At 50.3% G+C, this 18,297-nt stretch carries 25 protein-coding genes and 2 pseudogenes; 26 read left to right on the plus strand and 1 reads right to left on the minus strand.

The genetic code is table 11. The features are described from left to right. Positions 1-62: 62 nt before the first annotated feature. The 23 genes and pseudogenes from D6029_RS03695 to D6029_RS03805 form a co-directional block, all read left to right on the plus strand. Entirely contained in the window at positions 63-443 is a 381-nt protein-coding gene (locus D6029_RS03695; protein ID WP_120063471.1) for a phage holin family protein, read from the plus strand. Further along, complete coding sequence (locus tag D6029_RS03700; RefSeq protein ID WP_120063472.1) at positions 430-714, plus strand: phage holin family protein; 285 nt, start codon at positions 430-432, stop codon at positions 712-714. Before D6029_RS03695 ends, D6029_RS03700 begins: the two co-directional genes overlap by 14 nt. Continuing rightward, positions 711-1,253 carry a glycoside hydrolase family 108 protein gene (locus D6029_RS03705; protein ID WP_120063473.1) on the plus strand — a complete coding sequence of 181 codons (543 nt, stop codon included), beginning with the start codon at positions 711-713 and terminating at the stop codon, positions 1,251-1,253. Before D6029_RS03700 ends, D6029_RS03705 begins: the two co-directional genes overlap by 4 nt. Continuing rightward, positions 1,250-1,519 carry a hypothetical protein gene (locus tag D6029_RS03710; protein WP_120063474.1) on the plus strand — a complete coding sequence of 90 codons (270 nt, stop codon included), beginning with the start codon at positions 1,250-1,252 and terminating at the stop codon, positions 1,517-1,519. Before D6029_RS03705 ends, D6029_RS03710 begins: the two co-directional genes overlap by 4 nt. Positions 1,520-1,669: 150 nt before the next feature. Beyond that, a complete protein-coding gene (locus tag D6029_RS03720; protein WP_120063476.1) occupies positions 1,670-1,939 on the plus strand; it encodes an Acb2/Tad1 domain-containing protein in 270 nt (89 codons plus the stop codon). Between the two features lie 66 nt (positions 1,940-2,005). Then, complete coding sequence (locus tag D6029_RS03725) at positions 2,006-2,434, plus strand: hypothetical protein (protein ID WP_120063477.1); 429 nt, start codon at positions 2,006-2,008, stop codon at positions 2,432-2,434. 116 nt (positions 2,435-2,550) lie between these two features. Beyond that, positions 2,551-2,901, plus strand: a complete 351-nt coding sequence (locus tag D6029_RS03730; protein WP_120063478.1) for an HNH endonuclease — start codon at positions 2,551-2,553, stop codon at positions 2,899-2,901. 181 nt (positions 2,902-3,082) lie between these two features. After that, a complete protein-coding gene (locus D6029_RS03735) occupies positions 3,083-3,553 on the plus strand; it encodes a phage terminase small subunit P27 family (RefSeq protein WP_120063479.1) in 471 nt (156 codons plus the stop codon). Then, positions 3,550-5,280, plus strand: coding sequence for a terminase large subunit (locus D6029_RS03740; protein ID WP_120063480.1), 1,731 nt, complete (start codon positions 3,550-3,552; stop codon positions 5,278-5,280). Before D6029_RS03735 ends, D6029_RS03740 begins: the two co-directional genes overlap by 4 nt. Further along, a complete protein-coding gene (locus D6029_RS22485) occupies positions 5,277-5,438 on the plus strand; it encodes a hypothetical protein (protein ID WP_167455963.1) in 162 nt (53 codons plus the stop codon). The genes D6029_RS03740 and D6029_RS22485 overlap by 4 nt, the downstream gene beginning before the upstream one ends. After that, positions 5,428-6,654, plus strand: coding sequence for a phage portal protein (locus D6029_RS03745; RefSeq protein ID WP_120063481.1), 1,227 nt, complete (start codon positions 5,428-5,430; stop codon positions 6,652-6,654). Before D6029_RS22485 ends, D6029_RS03745 begins: the two co-directional genes overlap by 11 nt. Beyond that, entirely contained in the window at positions 6,647-7,246 is a 600-nt protein-coding gene (locus D6029_RS03750) for an HK97 family phage prohead protease (RefSeq protein WP_120063482.1), read from the plus strand. The genes D6029_RS03745 and D6029_RS03750 overlap by 8 nt, the downstream gene beginning before the upstream one ends. 9 nt (positions 7,247-7,255) lie before the next feature. Beyond that, positions 7,256-8,485, plus strand: coding sequence for a phage major capsid protein (locus tag D6029_RS03755; RefSeq protein ID WP_120063483.1), 1,230 nt, complete (start codon positions 7,256-7,258; stop codon positions 8,483-8,485). 72 nt (positions 8,486-8,557) lie between these two features. Next, a complete protein-coding gene (locus D6029_RS03760; protein ID WP_120063484.1) occupies positions 8,558-8,881 on the plus strand; it encodes a head-tail connector protein in 324 nt (107 codons plus the stop codon). Continuing rightward, positions 8,878-9,291, plus strand: a complete 414-nt coding sequence (locus D6029_RS03765) for a phage head closure protein (protein WP_120063485.1) — start codon at positions 8,878-8,880, stop codon at positions 9,289-9,291. The genes D6029_RS03760 and D6029_RS03765 overlap by 4 nt, the downstream gene beginning before the upstream one ends. Then, positions 9,266-9,769, plus strand: a complete 504-nt coding sequence (locus D6029_RS03770) for a hypothetical protein (RefSeq protein ID WP_120063486.1) — start codon at positions 9,266-9,268, stop codon at positions 9,767-9,769. Before D6029_RS03765 ends, D6029_RS03770 begins: the two co-directional genes overlap by 26 nt. Continuing rightward, positions 9,769-10,329, plus strand: a complete 561-nt coding sequence (locus D6029_RS03775; RefSeq protein WP_120063487.1) for a phage tail terminator protein — start codon at positions 9,769-9,771, stop codon at positions 10,327-10,329. Before D6029_RS03770 ends, D6029_RS03775 begins: the two co-directional genes overlap by 1 nt. A gap of 8 nt (positions 10,330-10,337) precedes the next feature. Next, entirely contained in the window at positions 10,338-10,520 is a 183-nt protein-coding gene (locus D6029_RS03780; RefSeq protein WP_120063488.1) for a DUF2635 domain-containing protein, read from the plus strand. Beyond that, positions 10,517-12,013, plus strand: coding sequence for a phage tail sheath subtilisin-like domain-containing protein (locus tag D6029_RS03785; protein WP_120063489.1), 1,497 nt, complete (start codon positions 10,517-10,519; stop codon positions 12,011-12,013). Before D6029_RS03780 ends, D6029_RS03785 begins: the two co-directional genes overlap by 4 nt. Further along, entirely contained in the window at positions 12,013-12,369 is a 357-nt protein-coding gene (locus D6029_RS03790; protein WP_120063490.1) for a phage tail tube protein, read from the plus strand. Before D6029_RS03785 ends, D6029_RS03790 begins: the two co-directional genes overlap by 1 nt. Beyond that, positions 12,369-12,638, plus strand: a complete 270-nt coding sequence (locus tag D6029_RS03795) for a phage tail assembly protein (RefSeq protein ID WP_120063491.1) — start codon at positions 12,369-12,371, stop codon at positions 12,636-12,638. Before D6029_RS03790 ends, D6029_RS03795 begins: the two co-directional genes overlap by 1 nt. After that, positions 12,605-12,787, plus strand: coding sequence for a hypothetical protein (locus tag D6029_RS22790; protein ID WP_120063492.1), 183 nt, complete (start codon positions 12,605-12,607; stop codon positions 12,785-12,787). Before D6029_RS03795 ends, D6029_RS22790 begins: the two co-directional genes overlap by 34 nt. Beyond that, positions 12,780-14,418: pseudogene (locus D6029_RS03805) on the plus strand (phage tail tape measure protein); the annotation flags it as partial. The gene D6029_RS22790 and the pseudogene D6029_RS03805, both read left to right, overlap by 8 nt. Before the next feature lie 228 nt (positions 14,419-14,646). Here the strand turns inward: D6029_RS03805 and D6029_RS03810 are convergent. Continuing rightward, positions 14,647-15,084: a hypothetical protein gene (locus D6029_RS03810; RefSeq protein WP_120063494.1), complete on the minus strand. Its 438-nt coding sequence runs from the start codon at positions 15,082-15,084 to the stop codon at positions 14,647-14,649. A gap of 97 nt (positions 15,085-15,181) precedes the next feature. Between D6029_RS03810 and D6029_RS03815 the strand changes: the two are divergent. The 3 genes and pseudogenes from D6029_RS03815 to D6029_RS03825 all read left to right on the plus strand — a co-directional run. Continuing rightward, positions 15,182-16,471 (plus strand): annotated as a pseudogene (locus D6029_RS03815) (DNA circularization protein); the annotation flags it as partial. A 134-nt stretch (positions 16,472-16,605) separates the two neighbouring features. Further along, complete coding sequence (locus D6029_RS03820) at positions 16,606-18,015, plus strand: phage head spike fiber domain-containing protein (protein ID WP_120063496.1); 1,410 nt, start codon at positions 16,606-16,608, stop codon at positions 18,013-18,015. After that, positions 18,015-18,296, plus strand: a complete 282-nt coding sequence (locus tag D6029_RS03825; protein WP_120063497.1) for a hypothetical protein — start codon at positions 18,015-18,017, stop codon at positions 18,294-18,296. Before D6029_RS03820 ends, D6029_RS03825 begins: the two co-directional genes overlap by 1 nt. Position 18,297 lies beyond the last annotated feature (1 nt).

Below are 18,297 nucleotides of genomic sequence, written 5' to 3' on the forward strand. Positions count from 1 at the left end.
CTTAGGTGGGCCTTTTTTATTCCCCTCATCTGAGAGGATACACAGCAAAGAGGGGGGGCTTGATGGCCGCTGATCCAATATCTAGTACCGGAGCAGCAACTGCATTAACTGGTGTCACATTCTTCGGGATTCTTTCTGGCCTTGATTACGGCGTGGTATTTGGTGCTTTCGCTGGTGCCGTTTACTACGTCGCTACTGCAGCAGACCTGACTACACCACGCCGCGTTGCTTACTTCCTCGTATCTTATATTGCCGGGGTACTTTGCGCGGGGCTGGTGGGTTCAAAGCTTGCAGTTGTGACGGGCTACAGCGACAAACCTCTTGATGCACTGGGTGCAGTAATTATCTCGGCGTTAGCCATTAAGATCCTCACTTTCTTCAACAACCAGGATTTAGCCGGGATGTTCTCGCGATTCAGAGGGGGGACCAATGGTAACAAGTGACCCAATTGCGACAGCAAACGCCCTGATCTGCGTCGTGATAGTTGGCGTGCTGATGCTCTACCGCAAGAAAGGGGCTCGTCATCGCCCCTGGATATCACACCTCGCTTATCTTGCTGTGCTGGTTTACGCCAGTGTTCCCATAGCCTATCTGTGTGGCATATACGCCGAATCACACTGGCTGGTGGCGTTGGTGAATCTCATTATTTGTATCGTGGTGCTGCGTTCCCGAGGGAATGTGGCTCGCCTGGTCGATGCTTTGAGGCTCCTATGACTAAAGACGAAATCTTTGAAGCCATACTCGGCAAAGAGGGCGGTTACGTCGATCACCCAGATGATAAAGGTGGCCCGACCCGCTGGGGTATCACTCAGGCAGTAGCCAGGGCACATGGTTATGCAGGCAGCATGAAAGACTTACCTCGCACGACAGCTTTGGAAATTCTCACTGCTGATTACTGGGCTGGCCCACGCTTCGACCAGGTAGCTTCACTTTCTCCCGCTATTGCCGCTGAGTTATGTGATACCGGCGTGAACATGGGCCCGTCAGTGCAGAGCAAATGGTTTCAGCGCTGGCTCAATGCCTACAACCAGCAGGGGCAGTTATACCCTGACTTAATTGCTGATGGTCAGATAGGCCCGCGAACAATCAGCGCGCTCAAATCATTTCTGGCGGCGCGTGGTAAAGATGGCGAGCAAGTCATGCTTAAGTCGATTAATTGCAGCCAGGGGCAACGTTATCTTGAACTGGCAGAGCAGCGCCCCGCTAACGAGTCGTTTGTTTATGGCTGGATGAGAGAGCGGGTGGGGTTATGACAATTGAAATGATTCTTGGCGCTATCGGGCTGGCGGTTGCAGCTATCGCTGGAGCATTCGGCATTGGTCATTCACGCGGCACCAGTAAAGCGGAAGCGGCAGCCGATAAACAGCGTACTGAAGAGAACGCTGCAGCAGTCGAAGCCGTTTCAAACCGTCGTGTGGAAGCAACAAAGGGGGCAAGTGATGTTCAGCAAGCTGTTAACCATATGCCTGATGACGATGTTGATCGCGAGCTGCGCGAAAACTTTACCCGCAAAACCTGAAGTCATCGACACATCGTGTGACTGGGTGAAGATCATCTACCTGACTGAGCACGATATTGAAGTGATGGGCAGGCAGACAAAGAAAGACATCCTTTCTCATAACAAATCATGGCAGGCGAACTGCCAGCAACAACCTGACAAGGCAAGCCAATGAGTGAAGCAAAACCGCAGGATGGTAGTACCGTAACTGGTTACCGTACTTTGTCCCATGGCGAAGTTGGCAAGATGAATCAGTTTAAGGAAATAAGCCGTCAATTTATTCGTTTGTTACGAGAACATGCGGATGCAACCCATACAGAAACCATGTCTCCAGACGAGCGTTTTGAGGCAATGGAGTGGATTCGCCAGGCTGATATGCTTATGAAGCAGGCTTGCATGGCTGCATGCCGATCTGTAACCAAGCCAGACATTGATTGCTAAGGCATTACAGCAGGCATTCAATGAGTGCCTGTGATAATGTCCTGCAAAATTTTCATGAGGCTACCTATGGAATACTATTTAATCAGACCTTGTAAGGACAACTCTAAGGCTACTAAAGAAGCTATTCTTAGAGGACTTGCGTTGGCAAAGTCAGAAAGTAAAAAGCTGATTTTGGTTGTGAGCGCATATAGCCAAGCGAGAGACTCATCGTGTTTAAGGGTGGCGCTCGGAGCCGCTAATTTTGCTGCGCTCAATAAAAATAGACGTGTGGTGATAGGCTCTGTTGATATTCATTTAATGACGACCAAGTCTATCTCTGAGGTCGGAATGGGCTTCCAGGGCGTCATAGTGTATTTGTGGCCTCAAGATAACATCCTCAGAACAATCACAACTGACCTTCCCAATATCAAGGCCATTTTGGCGCTTGAATGGAATCCTGAGTCTTTAGAGGGTTGGCGACGCGAAATGAATGGAACGCTTATTACCCTAGAGTAGTTATTAGCATCAGTTAGGCTATTCGCAGCCAAAGATCAGATTGATAATCGCTAGCTAAAAATAGTACTTACATGAAGCCACTGGCATTTGCTGGTGGCTTTTTTATTGGAGCTTATATGCCGCCACGCACACCAAAGGCTTGTCGTTCTCGTGGGTGCCGCAACACCACCACAGATTCAGATGGCTATTGTTCTCAGCATAAAGGTGAAAGCTGGAAGTCACACAAACCAGGACAATCGCGACAACAGCGTGGATATGGTCGCCAGTGGGATGTCATACGGCCTCGCATACTGAAGAGAGATAAAGGTTTGTGCCTGAACCACCTCCGGCAGGGCGTGGTGAAGCAGGCGTCATGCGTGGACCACATCATTGCTAAGGCTCATGGTGGCACCGATGATGATGCCAACCTTGAAAGCCTGTGCTGGCCATGCCATGCCGCGAAGACCGCACGGGAACGCCTCAAATGAGATCGGTTATCATCATGGTGCAATGTAGTAACTGTATGAAATCATTATCATTCGAATGATATTCATTCTCATTACCGAGAGGGGGGGGAGGTGAAATCTCTGCGCACGACCGCCTTCCGGACTGCCCGCCTCGTCGTATTTTTACACCCGCGAAAAATGAAATTAAAACTGGAGCGATGTTATGCCCGGAGTATCTGGTCGTTCCGGGCGTCGACCAAAGCCAACTGAACTGAAAAAGCTTGGTGGGAATGCCGGGAAGCGCGCCCTCAATAAAAATGAACCTGCATTTACGCCCATCACGGGAGTTGATCCACCTGAGTGGCTGGATGAGATAGCCAGCACGATGTGGCAGATGGCCGCGAAAGAGTTGTGTGCTCAAAAAGTTCTGTGTGCAACAGACCTTCATAACCTCGAACTTTTCTGTATTGCTTATTCCAACTTTCGGGCCGCGCAGGAAGTGGTGGCAGACAAAGGAATTGTGGTTACTGGCGCAACCGGTGGCCCAATAAAGAACCCTGCACTTACCGTTGTTAGCGAGGCGGGCCGACAGATGGCAACCTTCGGCGGCATGCTGGGACTTGATCCTGGAAGTCGTCAGCGCCTGACCGGGCCGCAAAAGAAAAACTCTGACAATCCGTTCAAAAACCTATGACCCGTAAATCCTATCCGAATGTTAATGCGGCAAATCAGTATGCCCGGGATGTTGTGCGCGGGAAGATTGTCGCCTGTCGGTATGTTATCGACGCCTGTCAGCGCCATATTGATGATCTGGCACAGGAGAAATTAAAGAAATTCCGGTACCGCTTTGATAAAGATATGGCTGAGAAGGCGGCAAAGTTTATTCAGTTGCTCCCTCATACCAAAGGGGAGTGGGCTTATAAGCGAATGCCAATCACGCTGGAGCCCTGGCAATTATTCATCATCTGCTGTGCCTTTGGTTGGGCGAAGAAAGGAACAAAGCTGCGGCGTTTCCGTGAGGTATATACGGAAATACCCCGTAAAAATGGCAAGTCTGCGATTTCAGCTGGCGTGGCGCTTTATTGTTTCGCTTGTGACGATGAGTTCGGCCCTGAGGTTTATTCCGGTGCGACGACTGAAAAGCAGGCCTGGGAGGTTTTCCGTCCTGCGCGCCTGATGTGCAAACGCACTCCGGCGCTCGTAGAAGCATTTGGCATTGAAGTTAACGCCTCGAATATGAACCGTCCGGAAGACGGCGCGCGGTTTGAACCGCTGATTGGTAATCCAGGTGATGGCTCATCCCCAAGCTGTGCCATTGTGGATGAATATCACGAGCATGATACAGACTCGCTCTATACAACGATGCTGACTGGTATGGGCGCGCGCAAGCAGCCGCTAATGTGGGCTATCACTACAGCTGGGTACAACATCGAAGGCCCTTGCTATGACAAGCGGCGCGAAGTTATCGAAATGCTGAATGGTACGGTGCCCAACGAAGAGCTGTTTGGCGTTATCTACACCGTTGATGAGGGTGACGACTGGACAGACCCGAAGGTACTGGCGAAAGCCAATCCGAATATGGGGATCTCGGTTTACAGCGACTTTCTTCTTAGTCAGCAGCAGCGCGCCATCAACAACGCGCGCCAGGCGGGCGTGTTTAAAACCAAGCACCTCAATATCTGGGTATCGGCGAAAGCGGCTTACTTCAACATGGTCAGCTGGCGCAACTGTGAAAATCCTCTTCTGACACTCGAGCAATTTGAGGGGCAGTCCTGCACGCTGGGATTTGACCTTGCACGCAAACTGGACCTTAACAGCCGGGTGAGGCTGTTTACCCGGGAAATTGACGGGAAAAAGCACTACTACTGCATTGCACCGAAATTTTGGGTGCCATATGACACTGTTTATAGCGCTGATACCAATGACCAGCGCACCGCTGAGCGCTTTCAAAAGTGGGTAACAACAGGCCATCTGACCCCAACGGATGGTGCGGAAGTGGATTACCGAGAAATACTTGAAGATACCAAGACGCTTAACAAGTCGAATCCGGTAGACGAAAGCGCGATTGATCCGCACGGGGCCACCGGTTTGTCGCATGAACTGGCAGATGAAGGGCTAAACCCGATAACCATCGTCCAGAACTACACCCACATGAGTGACCCCATGAAGGAACTGGAGGCGGCAATAGAATCAGGCCGCTTTCATCATGATGGTAATCCGATCATGACCTGGTGTATTGGCAACGTGATCGGCAAAACCCTGCCGGGTAACGATGATGTTGTCAGGCCGATTAAAGAAACCGCTGATGCAAAGATTGACGGCGCTGTTGCGCTGATTATGGCTATCGGGCGAGCAATGCTACACGAACCCGGTGACTTCCTATCATCTCTGGATCCTGACGAAGACCTCTTACTTTTATGAAATCACTGCTGACTGATGCCACTGGGCTCGCCGGATTTGGCCTGCTCACGGCAGGGTGTTACCTGCAATTTGGTCTGGCACCAGCGCTGATGTTTTCCGGCAGCCTGTTGCTGGTGGGCGCGCTGACTGCTGCCAGGAGGGGGAAACGTGCTATTTGAAGCCCTGTTTCGTAATGAACCACTGGAAAACCCGGCTACACCGTTGAGCGGTGAAACAGCAGATATGGACAGAATTTTTGGGAGTGATGTTCACGTCACACCGGAAACATCCATGAAACTGGCTGCGGTTTACGCCTGCATTTATGTGCTTTCCTCCAACCTGGCGCAAATGCCTCTGCATGTGATGCGCAAGACAAATAATCTCGTCGAACCGGCACGGGATCACCCGTTGTTTTACCTGATCCATGATGAGCCGAATATCTGGCAGACCAGCTATAAATGGCGTGAGCTGAAACAGCGTCACATTCTCGGCTGGGGTAATGGATATTCCTGGATAAAGCGGGATCGCCGCGGGCAGGTATCCAGTATTGACAGTTGTATGCCATGGGAAACCACGCTTCTGAAAACAGGTGGGCGTTATACCTACGGTGTTTATAACGAAGAAGGGGCGTTTGCAGTCAGCCCGGATGACATGATCCATATCCGTGCGCTGGGGAATAACCAGAAAATGGGACTCAGCCCGATTCTTCAGCATGCAGAAACGATTGGTATGGGGATGAGTGGCCAGAAATACACTGAGAGCTTTTTCGGTGGTAATGCCCGGCCAGCCGGCATTGTTTCAGTAAAAGGTGAGCTTAATAAAGATGGCTGGGCTCGCCTGAAGGAAATGTGGCAGAAAGCATCCCTGGCATTACGCAGCCAGGAAAACAAAACCATGCTTCTGCCTGCTGACCTCGATTACAAGGCGCTCACTGTTTCCCCTGTTGATGCTCAGCTTATCGATATGTTGAAAATCAACCGCTCGATGATTGCAGGTATTTTTAACGTTCCTGCACACATGATTAACGACCTGGAAAAAGCCACCTTCAGCAACATTACCCAACAGGCCATTCAGTTTGTGCGCTACAGCATGATGCCTTGGGTGGCGAACTGGGAGCAGGAGCTAAACCGTCGCTTGTTTACCCGGTCCGAACGCGCCGCCGGCTATTACATTCGCTTTAATCTGGCCGGGTTGTTGCGCGGCACACCGCAGGAACGCGCTCAGTTCTATCACTTCGCCATCACCGATGGCTGGATGAGTCGCAATGAGGCCCGTGCATTTGAAGACATGAACCCGGTTAAAGGTCTGGATGAAATGCTGGTGAGCGTCAATGCAGCCAATCCTGCGAACAGTTTTAACACCGATAAAACCAATGAGGATAAAACCGATGAGTGACCGCGAGACTCGCTGTTACAGCGGAGAAGTCCGTGCCGAGCAGCAGGGCGAACAGCCGACGCGCATTATCGGTTACGGCTCTGTTTTTAACAGCCGTTCAGAACCTCTCTGGGGATTCCGCGAAATCATTAAACCGGGCGCATTTGATGACGTACTGGGTGATGACGTTCGCGGCCTGTTTAACCATGATCCGAACTTTATTCTGGGGCGCAGCTCCTCTGGCACGCTGACAGTTGGCGTGGATGACAAAGGCCTGCGCTACGACATCAACGCACCAGATACCCAGACTATCCGTGATTTAGTGCTGGCACCAATGCTGCGGGGTGACATTAATCAATCGTCTTTCGCCTTTCGTGTCGCTCGTGATGGTGAGCACTGGTTTGAAGACGAAGAGGGGATCGTGATCCGCGAAATCTCTCGCTTCTCTCGTTTGTTTGATGTCAGTCCGGTTACTTACCCCGCGTATCAGGAGGCCGATTCTGGTGTCCGTTCAATGAAAGCCTGGCAGGAGGCGCGCGACAGCGGTGCGCTACAGAACGCCATTAACCAACGAATGGCGCGAGAGCGCCTGCTGACCCTTCTTAATGTGTAAGGAAAATCGATGAAACTGCACGAACTGAAGCAAAAACGAAATACTATCGCCACTGATATGCGCGCACTGCATGACAAAATCGGTGATGTCACCTGGACCGATGAACAGCGCACTGACTGGAACAAAGCTAAAACTGAGCTGGATGCGCTGGACGAGCGTATCGGTCGCGAAGAAGAATTGCGCCGCCAGGATCAGAACTATATTGACGAAAATGAGAAGGAAAATCGTCATCAGCAAATCAAAGATCCAGCCAATCCGAACGCAAAAACTGACGAACGGCGCGCGGCTGCGTTTGACCGCCTTCTGCGCCACGGCTTTTCCGAACTGACATCTGAAGAGCGTCAGGCCGTCAAAGAACTGCGAGCTCAGGGCACGACACCTGACGATAAAGGTGGTTATACAGTACCGACCCAAATGCGTAATACCATCATCGACTCAATGAAAGTCTATGGCGGGATCGCAAGCGTTGCTCAGATTCTGAATACTTCTAATGGTCAGGATATCTCCTGGTCAACTTCAGACGGTACCGCTGAAGAAGGCGAACTGCTCGCAGAAAATGCAGCAGCCTCTGAGGGGGATGTCACGTTCGGTACTGCTATTCTGGGTGCCAAAAAACTGTCATCTAAAATCATTCGAGTGTCCAACGAACTGCTGCAGGACAGCGGCGTTGATATTGAGGCATACCTTGCTGGTCGTATCGCGCAGCGAATCGGGCGTGGTGAAGCTAAATATCTCGTGCAGGGTACGGGTGCCGGGACGCCTCAGCAGCCTAAGGGGCTTGCAGCTTCTGTAACGGGTACAACGTCCAGTTCAGCTGCTGCAGCCTTTAACTGGAAGGATATGAACGCGCTGATTCACTCACTTGATCCGGCATACCGCGGCGGACCATCGTTCCGTTGGGCGTTCAATGACGCAACGCTGGCGAACATTGAGCAAATGGAAGATACACAGGGGCGCCCACTTTGGTTGCCTGATATCACCGGGGGCACGCCAGCGACAGTTCTGGGGATCCCGTATGTTATCGATCAGGCCATCGAGAACGCTGCTGCCAGCAAGAAATTCATCTACCTTGGGGACTTTAACCGCTTCATCGTTCGCCGCGTGGCTTACATGACACTTAAACGCCTGGTAGAGCGTTATGCAGAATACGATCAGACCGCCTTCCTGGCATTCCATCGCTTTGACTGTGTGCTGGAAGATACCGCAGCGATTAAAGCGCTGGTGGGTAAAGCGCCTTAATTACCCTTGATTTGAATCCTGCCGCGAAAGCGGTTTTTTTATGCCCGTCATCTGGCGGGCATGGAGTTCCCCATGCTTGTGACGCTTCAGGAATTAAAAAGACAGCTTAAGCTGGAGGACGATTTTACCGAAGAGGATGAGCTACTGAATCTGCTGGGTGGCGCCGTTCAGACCCGGACGGAAACCTTTCTGAATCGCAAGCTTTATGCAGCTACCGAAGCGGTGCCTGAGGCTGATCCTGACGGTCTTAAGTTACCGGAGGACGTGAAGCTGGGCATGCTGATGTTAGCGACCCACTTTTACGAAAACCGCTCTTCAGTATCAGAGGTTGATCAGCTTGAAATGCCGCTGTCATATAAGTGGCTGGTGGGACCCTACAGGTTTATTCCGCTATGAAACTTCGCCAGGCGCAAACCAGCGCGACCTACATTTTACCCGATCCCGGAGAGCTGGACACGCGGGTAACCATTCGCATGCGGGTAGATCAGCCAGCGGCAGATTTTGGTACCACCCCTGAGTATCCGGTGAAATATCCAGTCTGGGCGAAGGTACGGCAAACGAGCGCCACAACCCTGCAGGAAACGGCGCAGACAGATAATGCCATTACGCATTACATCACTGTCCGCTGGCGCAGGGGAATTACTTCGGATTATGAGGTGGTGATGGGGGCGACGGTATTGCGCGTCAGGCGCTCAAGAGACCTGAATAATAAGCGGCGTTTCTTGTTACTTGAATGTACCGAGCTGGGTGAATTGACGGAAAACGCAGGAGGTGGCAGTAATGGCGACACCCTTTTTTCACGTTGATTTTCAGCAACCCAATGAAATGCGATTCAACCGCGCGCGCGTTCGTCGGGCTTTTATCCGCATAGGACAGGTGCACATGCGTGATGCACGCCGCCTGGTGATGCGGCGTGGCCGTTCAGAGCCCGGTGACAATCCGGGGTTTCAGACTGGTCGACTGGCTCGTTCAATTGGTTTCATGGTGCCGAAGGCCAGTAAGCGACGCCCTGGTTTTATGACACGCATTGCGCCCAACCAACGTAACGGTCAGGGAAACCGGATGATCAACGGCGACTTTTATCCGGCATTTCTGTTCTACGGCGTGCGCGGCGGGGCGAAACGTAAGCGTGGCCACCATCGTGGTGCCTCCGGTGGTAGCGGCTGGCGGCTGACTCCGCGTAATAACTTCATGGTTGAAACGCTGAATAAAAACAGCTCCTGGACCCGCTATTTCCTTGCCCGTGAATTGCGGCAATCACTTAAACCGGAGAAACGGCGTTAATGAAACTCACCCCCATAATTGCCACGCTCCGTACACGTTGCCCGTATTTTCAGAATCGGGTGGCGGGTGCTGCGCAATTCAAAAACCTCCCTGATGCAGGGAAGCTACTTTTACCTGCTGCGTATGTCGTTCCCGGGGATGATGTGCCTGGCGAACAGAAGAGCCAGACCGACTACTGGCAGGATCTGAAAGAAGGTTTTTCAGTCATTGTGATGGTCAGTAATGGGCGTGACGAGCTGGGCCAGTTTGCGGCCTACGATGTTGTTCATGGAGTCAGGCAGATGTTATTTAAAGCACTGCTGGGCTGGAATCCTGAGCCACGTGGAGAGCCTATTTGCTATGACGGCGGAACCCTGCTGGATTTAAACCGACATGAACTTATCTACCAGTTCGATTTTGTGGTCGATAACGAGCTGAGCGAAGACGATACCCGCCAGCAGGATGATTTGGCTGAACTGGACGAGTTCAAATCGCTGTCAATAGATGTTGACTTTATTGAACCTGGTCACGGTCCGGATGGCGTCATTGAGCACCACACAGAGATAAAACTCACCACCTGAGAGGCAACATGCTTGTAAAACCTAAAGACGGGCGATCAGTTCCTGATCCTGCCCGCGGTGACCTTTTGCCTGACTCCGGGCGAAACGTTGAAGAAAGTCAGTACTGGTACCGTCGCGAACAGGACGGAGATATTGAAATTATTCAGCCCGAAAAAAAGGCTGAGTCTGCTAAAGAGGCGAAGGATAAATGACAGTTTCATTTAATGGCATTCCGTCCGATATCCGTGTTCCGCTGTTTTATGCAGAGATGGATAACAGCGCAGCCAACACCGCACAAACCAGTGCACCATCATTGTTGATTGGACACGTTAATGCGGGGGCGGCTATTGCCACCAATCAACTGATTTTGATGCCCAGTCCGGATTATGCAGTCCGCCAATGTGGCGCTGGCAGCCAGCTTGCTCGTATGGTTGAAGCTTACCGACAAACTGACCCATTCGGCGAGTTGTGGGTCATTGCAGTCCCTGATACCGCAGGTACGGCGGCGACGTTCACCCTGACTGTTACCGGGTCAGCTGCGGCTTCGGGTGTCATCAGTCTTTATGTTGGTCGCCGGCGCATTCAGGTCAATGTCACCACTGGCGATGCACTGGCGGTTATCGCAACGAGTATTGCCAGTGCCATCACGGCGGACGGGCAGACGCCATTTACTGCCACTGCGGCCGCAGGTGTGGTGACACTGACCGCGCGCCATAAAGGCACATGGGCAAACGACATCCCCGTTTCGCTGAACTACTACGGTTTCAGTGGCGGTGAAACGTTGCCGGCAGGTGTCAATGTTGTTATTGCCAACGGAACGGCTGGCGCGGGCGCACCTGCGCTGACCGCAACAATTGCCGCAATGGGCGATGAACCATTTGATTACATCGGCCATCCGTATAACGACACCGCATCCGTCAATACTTTCACGCTCGAGATGAATGACTCTTCCGGTCGCTGGAGCTGGCTTCGTCAGATTTACGGCCATGTTTATACGGCAAAAATTGCTGCAGTGTCTGACCTGGTGACAGTGGGCGACATGTTCAACGACCAGCATCTCACTCTGGCGGGCTACGAAAAAACAGTTCAGTCATGTCCGGATGAACTGGCAGCCAGCCGGACAGCTCGCGCGGCGGTATTCCTGCGTATCGATCCGGCGCGTCCCACACAAACGGGCGAACTGGTCGGAATGCTTCCACCACCAACGGGCAAGCGTTTCATTAAAACGGAACAACAAAGCCTGCTGACCCATGGTATTGCGACGGCCTACACCGAAGGTGGTGTGCTACGCGTTCAGCGCGATATCACCACCTATAAAAAGAATGCCTTTGGCGTTGCAGATAACAGTTATCTCGACAGTGAAACGCTTCATACCAGTGCTTATGTGCTGCGCCGTCTGCGTACGGTGATTACCAGCAAATACGGGCGCCATAAACTGGCAAATGACGGTACCCGCTTTGGTCCCGGGCAGGCGATTGTTACGCCAGCAGTGATTAAAGGCGAGTTGCTGGCGACGTATCGCCAGATGGAGCGAGAAGGGATTGTCGAAAACTACGATCTGTTCAAGCAGCATCTTATTGTTGAACGTGATGCGAATAACCCGAGCCGCATCAACGTGCTTTACCCACCGGATTACGTCAACCAGCTGCGTGTGTTCGCGCTGCTTAATCAGTTCCGTCTTCAGTACCAGGAGGAGACAGCATAATGGCTAAGATTGCCGGCACCTGTTATTTCAAAATTGATGGTCTGCAGTTGTCGCTGACCGGTGGGATTGAAGTGCCAATGAACACGAAGATCAACGACGATGTTCTTGGTCTGGATGGCTCAGTGGATCGTAAAGAAACTCATCGCGCGCCATACACCAAAGGCACCTTCAAAGTGCCGAAAGGTTTTCCTGTCAGCAAAATCATTGATTCAGACCAGATGACGATCACCTCAGAACTGGCAAACGGCATGACTTATGTTCTGTCGCAAGCTTGGTTACATGGCGAAGCCAACCATAACGGTGAAGAAGGTACCGTTGATCTGGAATTCCACGGCGAAGAAGGAGATTACCAGTAATGCCAGAACTCGAACTGAAAAAGCCCATCATTGCGCATGGTGAAACGCTGTCTGTACTGGAGTTTGATGAGCCAACCGGGAAGGATGTGCGCGAACTCGGTTATCCCTATCAAATGAACCAGGACGAATCAGTAAAACTGCTGGCGCATGTCATCTCAAAATATATCGTGCGCCTGGCAAAAATCCCACAAAGCTCGGTTGACCAGATGTCTCCTGGTGATCTCAACAGTGCTGCCTGGCTGGTGGCTGGTTTTTTCCTCCAGGCCTGACAGCGGAATATCTCACCGACCGCTTTTTCGATTGCGCCAGATACTGGCGCATCAACCCTTTTGAATTGTTGAACATGCCTGTCAGCGAGATACCTCTGCTGGTTAGTCAGGCAAACAGAATAGAGCAGGAGAAGCACACCAATGGCTGAGTTCGAATTGAAAGCTCTCATAACTGGCGTCGATAAATTATCGCCAGCGCTTTCACGAATGCAGAAAAACATTCGTGGGTTTAAGAAGCAAACCGAAGAGGCGTCAAAAGGGGGGCTTGCATTAGCGGGAGGGCTTGCCGCTGGGCTAACTGTGTCCATGCGTGCGTATGCAGATCAGGAGAATGCGGCAGTTGGTCTTAAAGTCGCCATGATGCAAGCCAATGGCGAAGTGGGAAGTAGTTTTGAAAAGATCAACAAACTTGCTGTTGGACTCGGGAACCAGCTTCCGGGAACAACATCTGATTTCCAGAACATGATGCAAATGCTGGTTCGCCAGGGTATTCCAGCCGAAAGTATTTTGGGTGGCGTGGGCAAAGCAACGGCATATCTTGCCGTTCAGTTGAAGAAAACCCCGGAAGCAGCCGCAGAGTTTGCCGCTAAAATGCAGGATGCAACGGGTACGGCATCTGAAGACATGATGGGACTGTTCGATACCATTCAGAAAGCCTTTTATCTGGGGGTGGATGACACGAATATGCTTTCCTTCTTCTCCAAAACCAGTTCAGTTCTAAAGATGGTTAACGCCGATGGGCTAAAGGCGGCTCAGGGCCTTGCACCGATTGCCGTGATGATGGACCAGATGGGCATGCAGGGGGAGGCGGCTGGCAATGCTTTGCGTAAAGTTATACAAGGTGGTCTTGACCTTAAAAAGGTAAATAGCGCCAATAAACTGATGCAGGGGGCAGGTCTAAAAATTAATCTTGACTTCACTAATGGCAAAGGCTCATTTGGTGGTCTGGATAAATTAATTGCCCAGCTGACTAAGTTGCGGGGATTAAATGATGTTCGACGAACCCGTGTACTGAAAAACATTTTTGGTGATGATGCAGAAACTCTGCAGGTCGTAAATGCCCTGATAGATAAGGGCAAAGATGGCTACGATCAAGTTCAGCAAAAGATGAATAAGCAAGCCACCCTGAATCAACGTGTGGGCGCTCAACTCAATACATTGACCAATCTTTGGGAGGCAATGACAGGAACCGCGACTAATGGACTCGCGGCAATTGGCGGTGCTTTTTCCGGTGATATTAAAGCGATTACCTCATGGCTTGGAGATCTTGCTGAGAGATTTACTGATTTTGCGGAAAGTAATCCAGCAGTAGTTCGCAGTGCTTTTGGGTTAGCAGCAGGTCTGGCAGCGTTAAAACTTGGATTTATGGGCGTTAATTTAGCTCTTGGCCTGGTAAGCAGAACCATGGCAATGTCGCCCATTGGAATGATCGCTACTGGTATCGCTTTGGCAGCGGGCCTTATTATCTCAAACTGGGATACTGTCGGACCGTACTTCAAAGCATTATGGGGATTTGTTCAACCAATATTTTCTGACTGGATGCGCTGGGCAAAAATGGCATTTGACTGGTCTCCGCTTGGAATGGTCATCAATAATTGGGGGCCGATAGTTCAGTGGTTCCAGGATATGTGGACAAAATTAAAGCCGATCATTGAATGGTTCACTGATGGTGCCAGCGACACAGTTAACACTATGAATGCCACGCAGTGGGGGGCGGGAGGTTATGGCGCGTACGGTACTGGTGTGCCAAGTAGTGGTTATAACCCCTATCAGATAAATCAGGATTCATCTGCACATCCTCAGGATCAAGTTGTTAGTGATGATAATCCATACAGAATAAAGCAAATGGCATCGAAACAACCTGAAGCAAAAGTGGTGGTTGAGCTAAACGGTGCGCCTGCTGGTTCTCGTGTAATTGAATCAAAATCCAGTGGTATCAATGTGACTACTGATGTTGGTTATACAAGGATTGGTAGAGTAGGAATGGGAGGTTAAACCCCCCATTAAACTATTTTATAAATTGTACAAATTTGCCATCAGAATCATATTCGGCTTTGGAGACTTGTTTAACCATGCTACCAAATTGATTCTTTCCACGAAATTGCATCATTAAAACGTAATCATCTTTGCGCTGAATAACATTAGTTTCTATACAACTAAAACTTGCAGGTTCGTTCATGGCTTCCTTGACTCTTTTTTTCAAGTCTAATGGGCATCCATCTACTGAATTGCTGAGTCTGGCCATGACTAGCTCTTCTTGTGTCTTTTCCTGTTGAGGTGGAGACATAACGAACGCAGAAATAATGAAAGGGACAAAAAAACCAAATAGAGAAAATAAAATAGCACCAGTTATCTTTCTAGATTTTGTTGATTCCTTTCTATATGCCCATCTTGCAAGCAAGAAAGATAATGTAACGCCAATTATTAACGGTATTAAATACTCCATATTTACCTCAGTCGTTGCTTAAAATTCATATCAATCACCAGTGCATTGCACATTCATGAATACACGCAATATACACCAGAATTAGACAGGTGAAAAAATGGCATGGAAAGACCGATTGCAGAATGCGTCATTCCGCGGCGTACCATTTAAAGTAGAAGAAGAAAGTGCCGTTGTTGGCCGCCGAATGGAAACCCACGAATTTCCCAATCGTGATAAGCCCTACAGCGAAGACCTCGGTAAAGTTACATTTCGTCCTACCATCACAGCGTATGTCATCGGCGATGACTGTTTCGACCAGCGCGACAAGCTGATTGAAGCACTGAATAAACCAGGGCCAGGGGCACTTGTTCACCCCACTTTTGGTGAATTGCAGGTGTGTGTTGATGGTGATATCCGCGTCAGCACGACAAACAACGAAGGCCGCATGGTTCGCTTTGACCTGCGGTTTGTCGAAGCCGGTGAGCTTTCTTATCCAACCTCCGGCGCCGCCACCGCGCAGAACCTGACATCATCTTGCTCTGCTTTGAACAAATGCATTAGCGATGACTTTAATAACTTCAGCATTGATGGCGTGGCTGATTTTATTCAGAACGATGTGATGAAGTCTGCAACAGGGATGATGGGGTATGTATCCGACTCAATGAAGATGGTTGATTCAGCGGTGTCAGATGCGGCCAGACTGATGCAGGGGGATATTTCTGTACTGCTTCCGCCACCATCTTCGGGAAAAACCTTCGTCGACCAGTTACAAACAATGTGGAGGGCAGGTAATCGTCTGTATGGCAATTCAGGTGATCTCTTCGCAATGATTAAATCCTTTTCGGGCATCAGCCTTGGCAGTGACCTGGCGCCAAGAGGTGTCTGGAAAACTGATAGCGCTACAACGAAAACGACGAAAGAGCAGAGCAATTATGTTGCCAGCGCTATCCGGGCGACAGCAATCAGCGAAGCGGCCAACACAGTGGTTGATTTGCCTGTGCCGGGATCACAAATGATGGTGGGCCAGGACACCCCCTCAGGTTGGGCAACGGTATCTCATCCAGCTCTGAATGATGCTCCGCAAATATCAACACCAACTGCGGTTCCATCATGGGACGAATTGGTTGAAATCCGCGACACGCTGAATAGTGCGCTTGATAAAGAAATGAGTCGTACTGGCAACGACCAGATTTTCTCTGCGCTGCGCCGTGTAAAAGCCGACCTGAATACCGATATTAAGCAGCGATTAAAACAGACAGAAAAAAGCGCAACGATAAAGTTGCCTGAAAGTCTGCCTGCCCTGGTGCTAGCGGCGCAGATTTATGATGATGCGAACAGGGCAGATGAACTGATACAGCGAAACAAAATTGCCCACCCTGGCTTTATTCCTGCTCAGTCAATCAGGATTTCCAGCCTTGGAATGCAATTGCCACCTGTCTATTTCTCAATAACTGAGCAGCAAATCGAAGCGACCGCTTCAGACTATTTAAACTGGGCCATTTCTGTTGAAAAAGCAGCTGCCCTTGGATTCTGAGGATACTCATGTCTCAATTTACTAACGCAGACTCCGCCGTTAATCGCCTGAATGCTGCTGTCGAAGCGTTTGAAAAAGTAATGAATTCACCCGAAGGTGAAATGGTTGATGTACCGGGCTCTTTACCTCAACCCAGTCTTGCAGAGCGTGTTAAACGATCTCTCGATGCACTTACAGAGAGCCCTGCAATATCTGCCAGTAAGGCGCTTCAGTCTGAATTAAATGCCAAAGCCAGTGAGTTATCTGCAAAAGCAGAGGCTGACCGCGCCGCAGTCGCCAACCCGGATAACTGGAACGCGCCATATCCTGATGTCTGGATCCCTTTTAATGACAGCTTAAAAATGGAGGCTGGTTTCGGCGCTCAGGACACAATTACCGTTGGCGCCGAAACTATCAAGTTGCCATCGCGCAGCGCGACATTCACTCGCGCCAGTACAGCCACCTATATTGATAAATCAGGTGTGCTGCAAACGGCGGCAATTAACGAACCACGATTCGAGAAAGAAGGTTTATTGATTGAGGGGCAGAGTACGAATCTTATGGCGCAAAGTAACCCGCAGGTTACAGCGGGCGCGTGGACTCGATCCGCAAATCATACGTATGTGAATGAAGGCACCGAGTTTTTACATATCACAGGCACCACAGGGTTAGCGGGAACGTATAACGCATCCCTGGGGACTTTACAGCCCGGCTATTACACTTGCTCATGTTGGGTGAAGGTTATATCTGGTAGTTTCCGTTTTGGCTTTGAAAAAGCGCCAAACGGCGTTGTAGATATTCCCGCCGCAAACGCGCCCGATTTTGTTCGGGTGTCGCAAACTATCAATTTAGCCGCCGCGGCGCAGGGTACGATTATTCTGTATACCAGCCCCCAGCCTACAGGTGGGAGTGAATTTATTGTGGGTCGAGTGCAGATTGAAGCCCTTCCCTTCGCAACGAGCTATATTCCAACGAACGGGGCTGCTGTAACACGCACTCCGGATAATGTACGCCTAGACCCGCAATTAAATTTAATTAATACGGGCAACGAGATGACAATTTCTTCAGAAATTAGTGATGCTAATTCAATGTTTGGGTCATGGCCCCGAATAATTGAAACGTCATCACTTTCACAAAATAAAGGATTTTATTTCACTCGTGGTACTTCTGGCCCACTGTGTTGGGGGAGTAGCAGTTTACCTGTGAACCCAACAGATCGTTATAAAACATATACTGTAAAATTTGTTGAAGGTGTAGGTGCAACCTATTATTTGAACAGCAAGACTGCGCTGATAGCTGACCATATTAAAGGGTCAGGCGGCAGCGGTTCAATTCTCTCAGGCCCCGGTACTATTTCCCGACAATTTTATGGTCATATTCGCAATTTCCGCATATGGCACCGCGCACTCAACGACGCCCAAATTAAGAGCCTCCGCTAATGAAAGACATCTATCTGAAATTCCCTAATGAGGATCAAGCCGGAGCAGCGTTGGTTGGCTTTGGTTTCGAACAGGACGAAAGCGGTGCCTTTTATCATCCAGGCATCTGCATCGATGTCATCGGAGTGATTTACACCACCGATAATCCCGACGCTGAAGAGCCGGAATATTCACCTGAACCAGGCTGGCATATCAATCTGCGTATTGTTGATGAGATTGATACATCGGCGCTGGCTCAGTTCATGGTCAATCCCGATACGCCAGCTCGCGTGTGGGCATGAA

The sequence above is a fragment of the Buttiauxella izardii genome (genome assembly GCF_003601925.1).
GTDB classification, from domain to species: Bacteria; Pseudomonadota; Gammaproteobacteria; order Enterobacterales; family Enterobacteriaceae; genus Buttiauxella; species Buttiauxella izardii.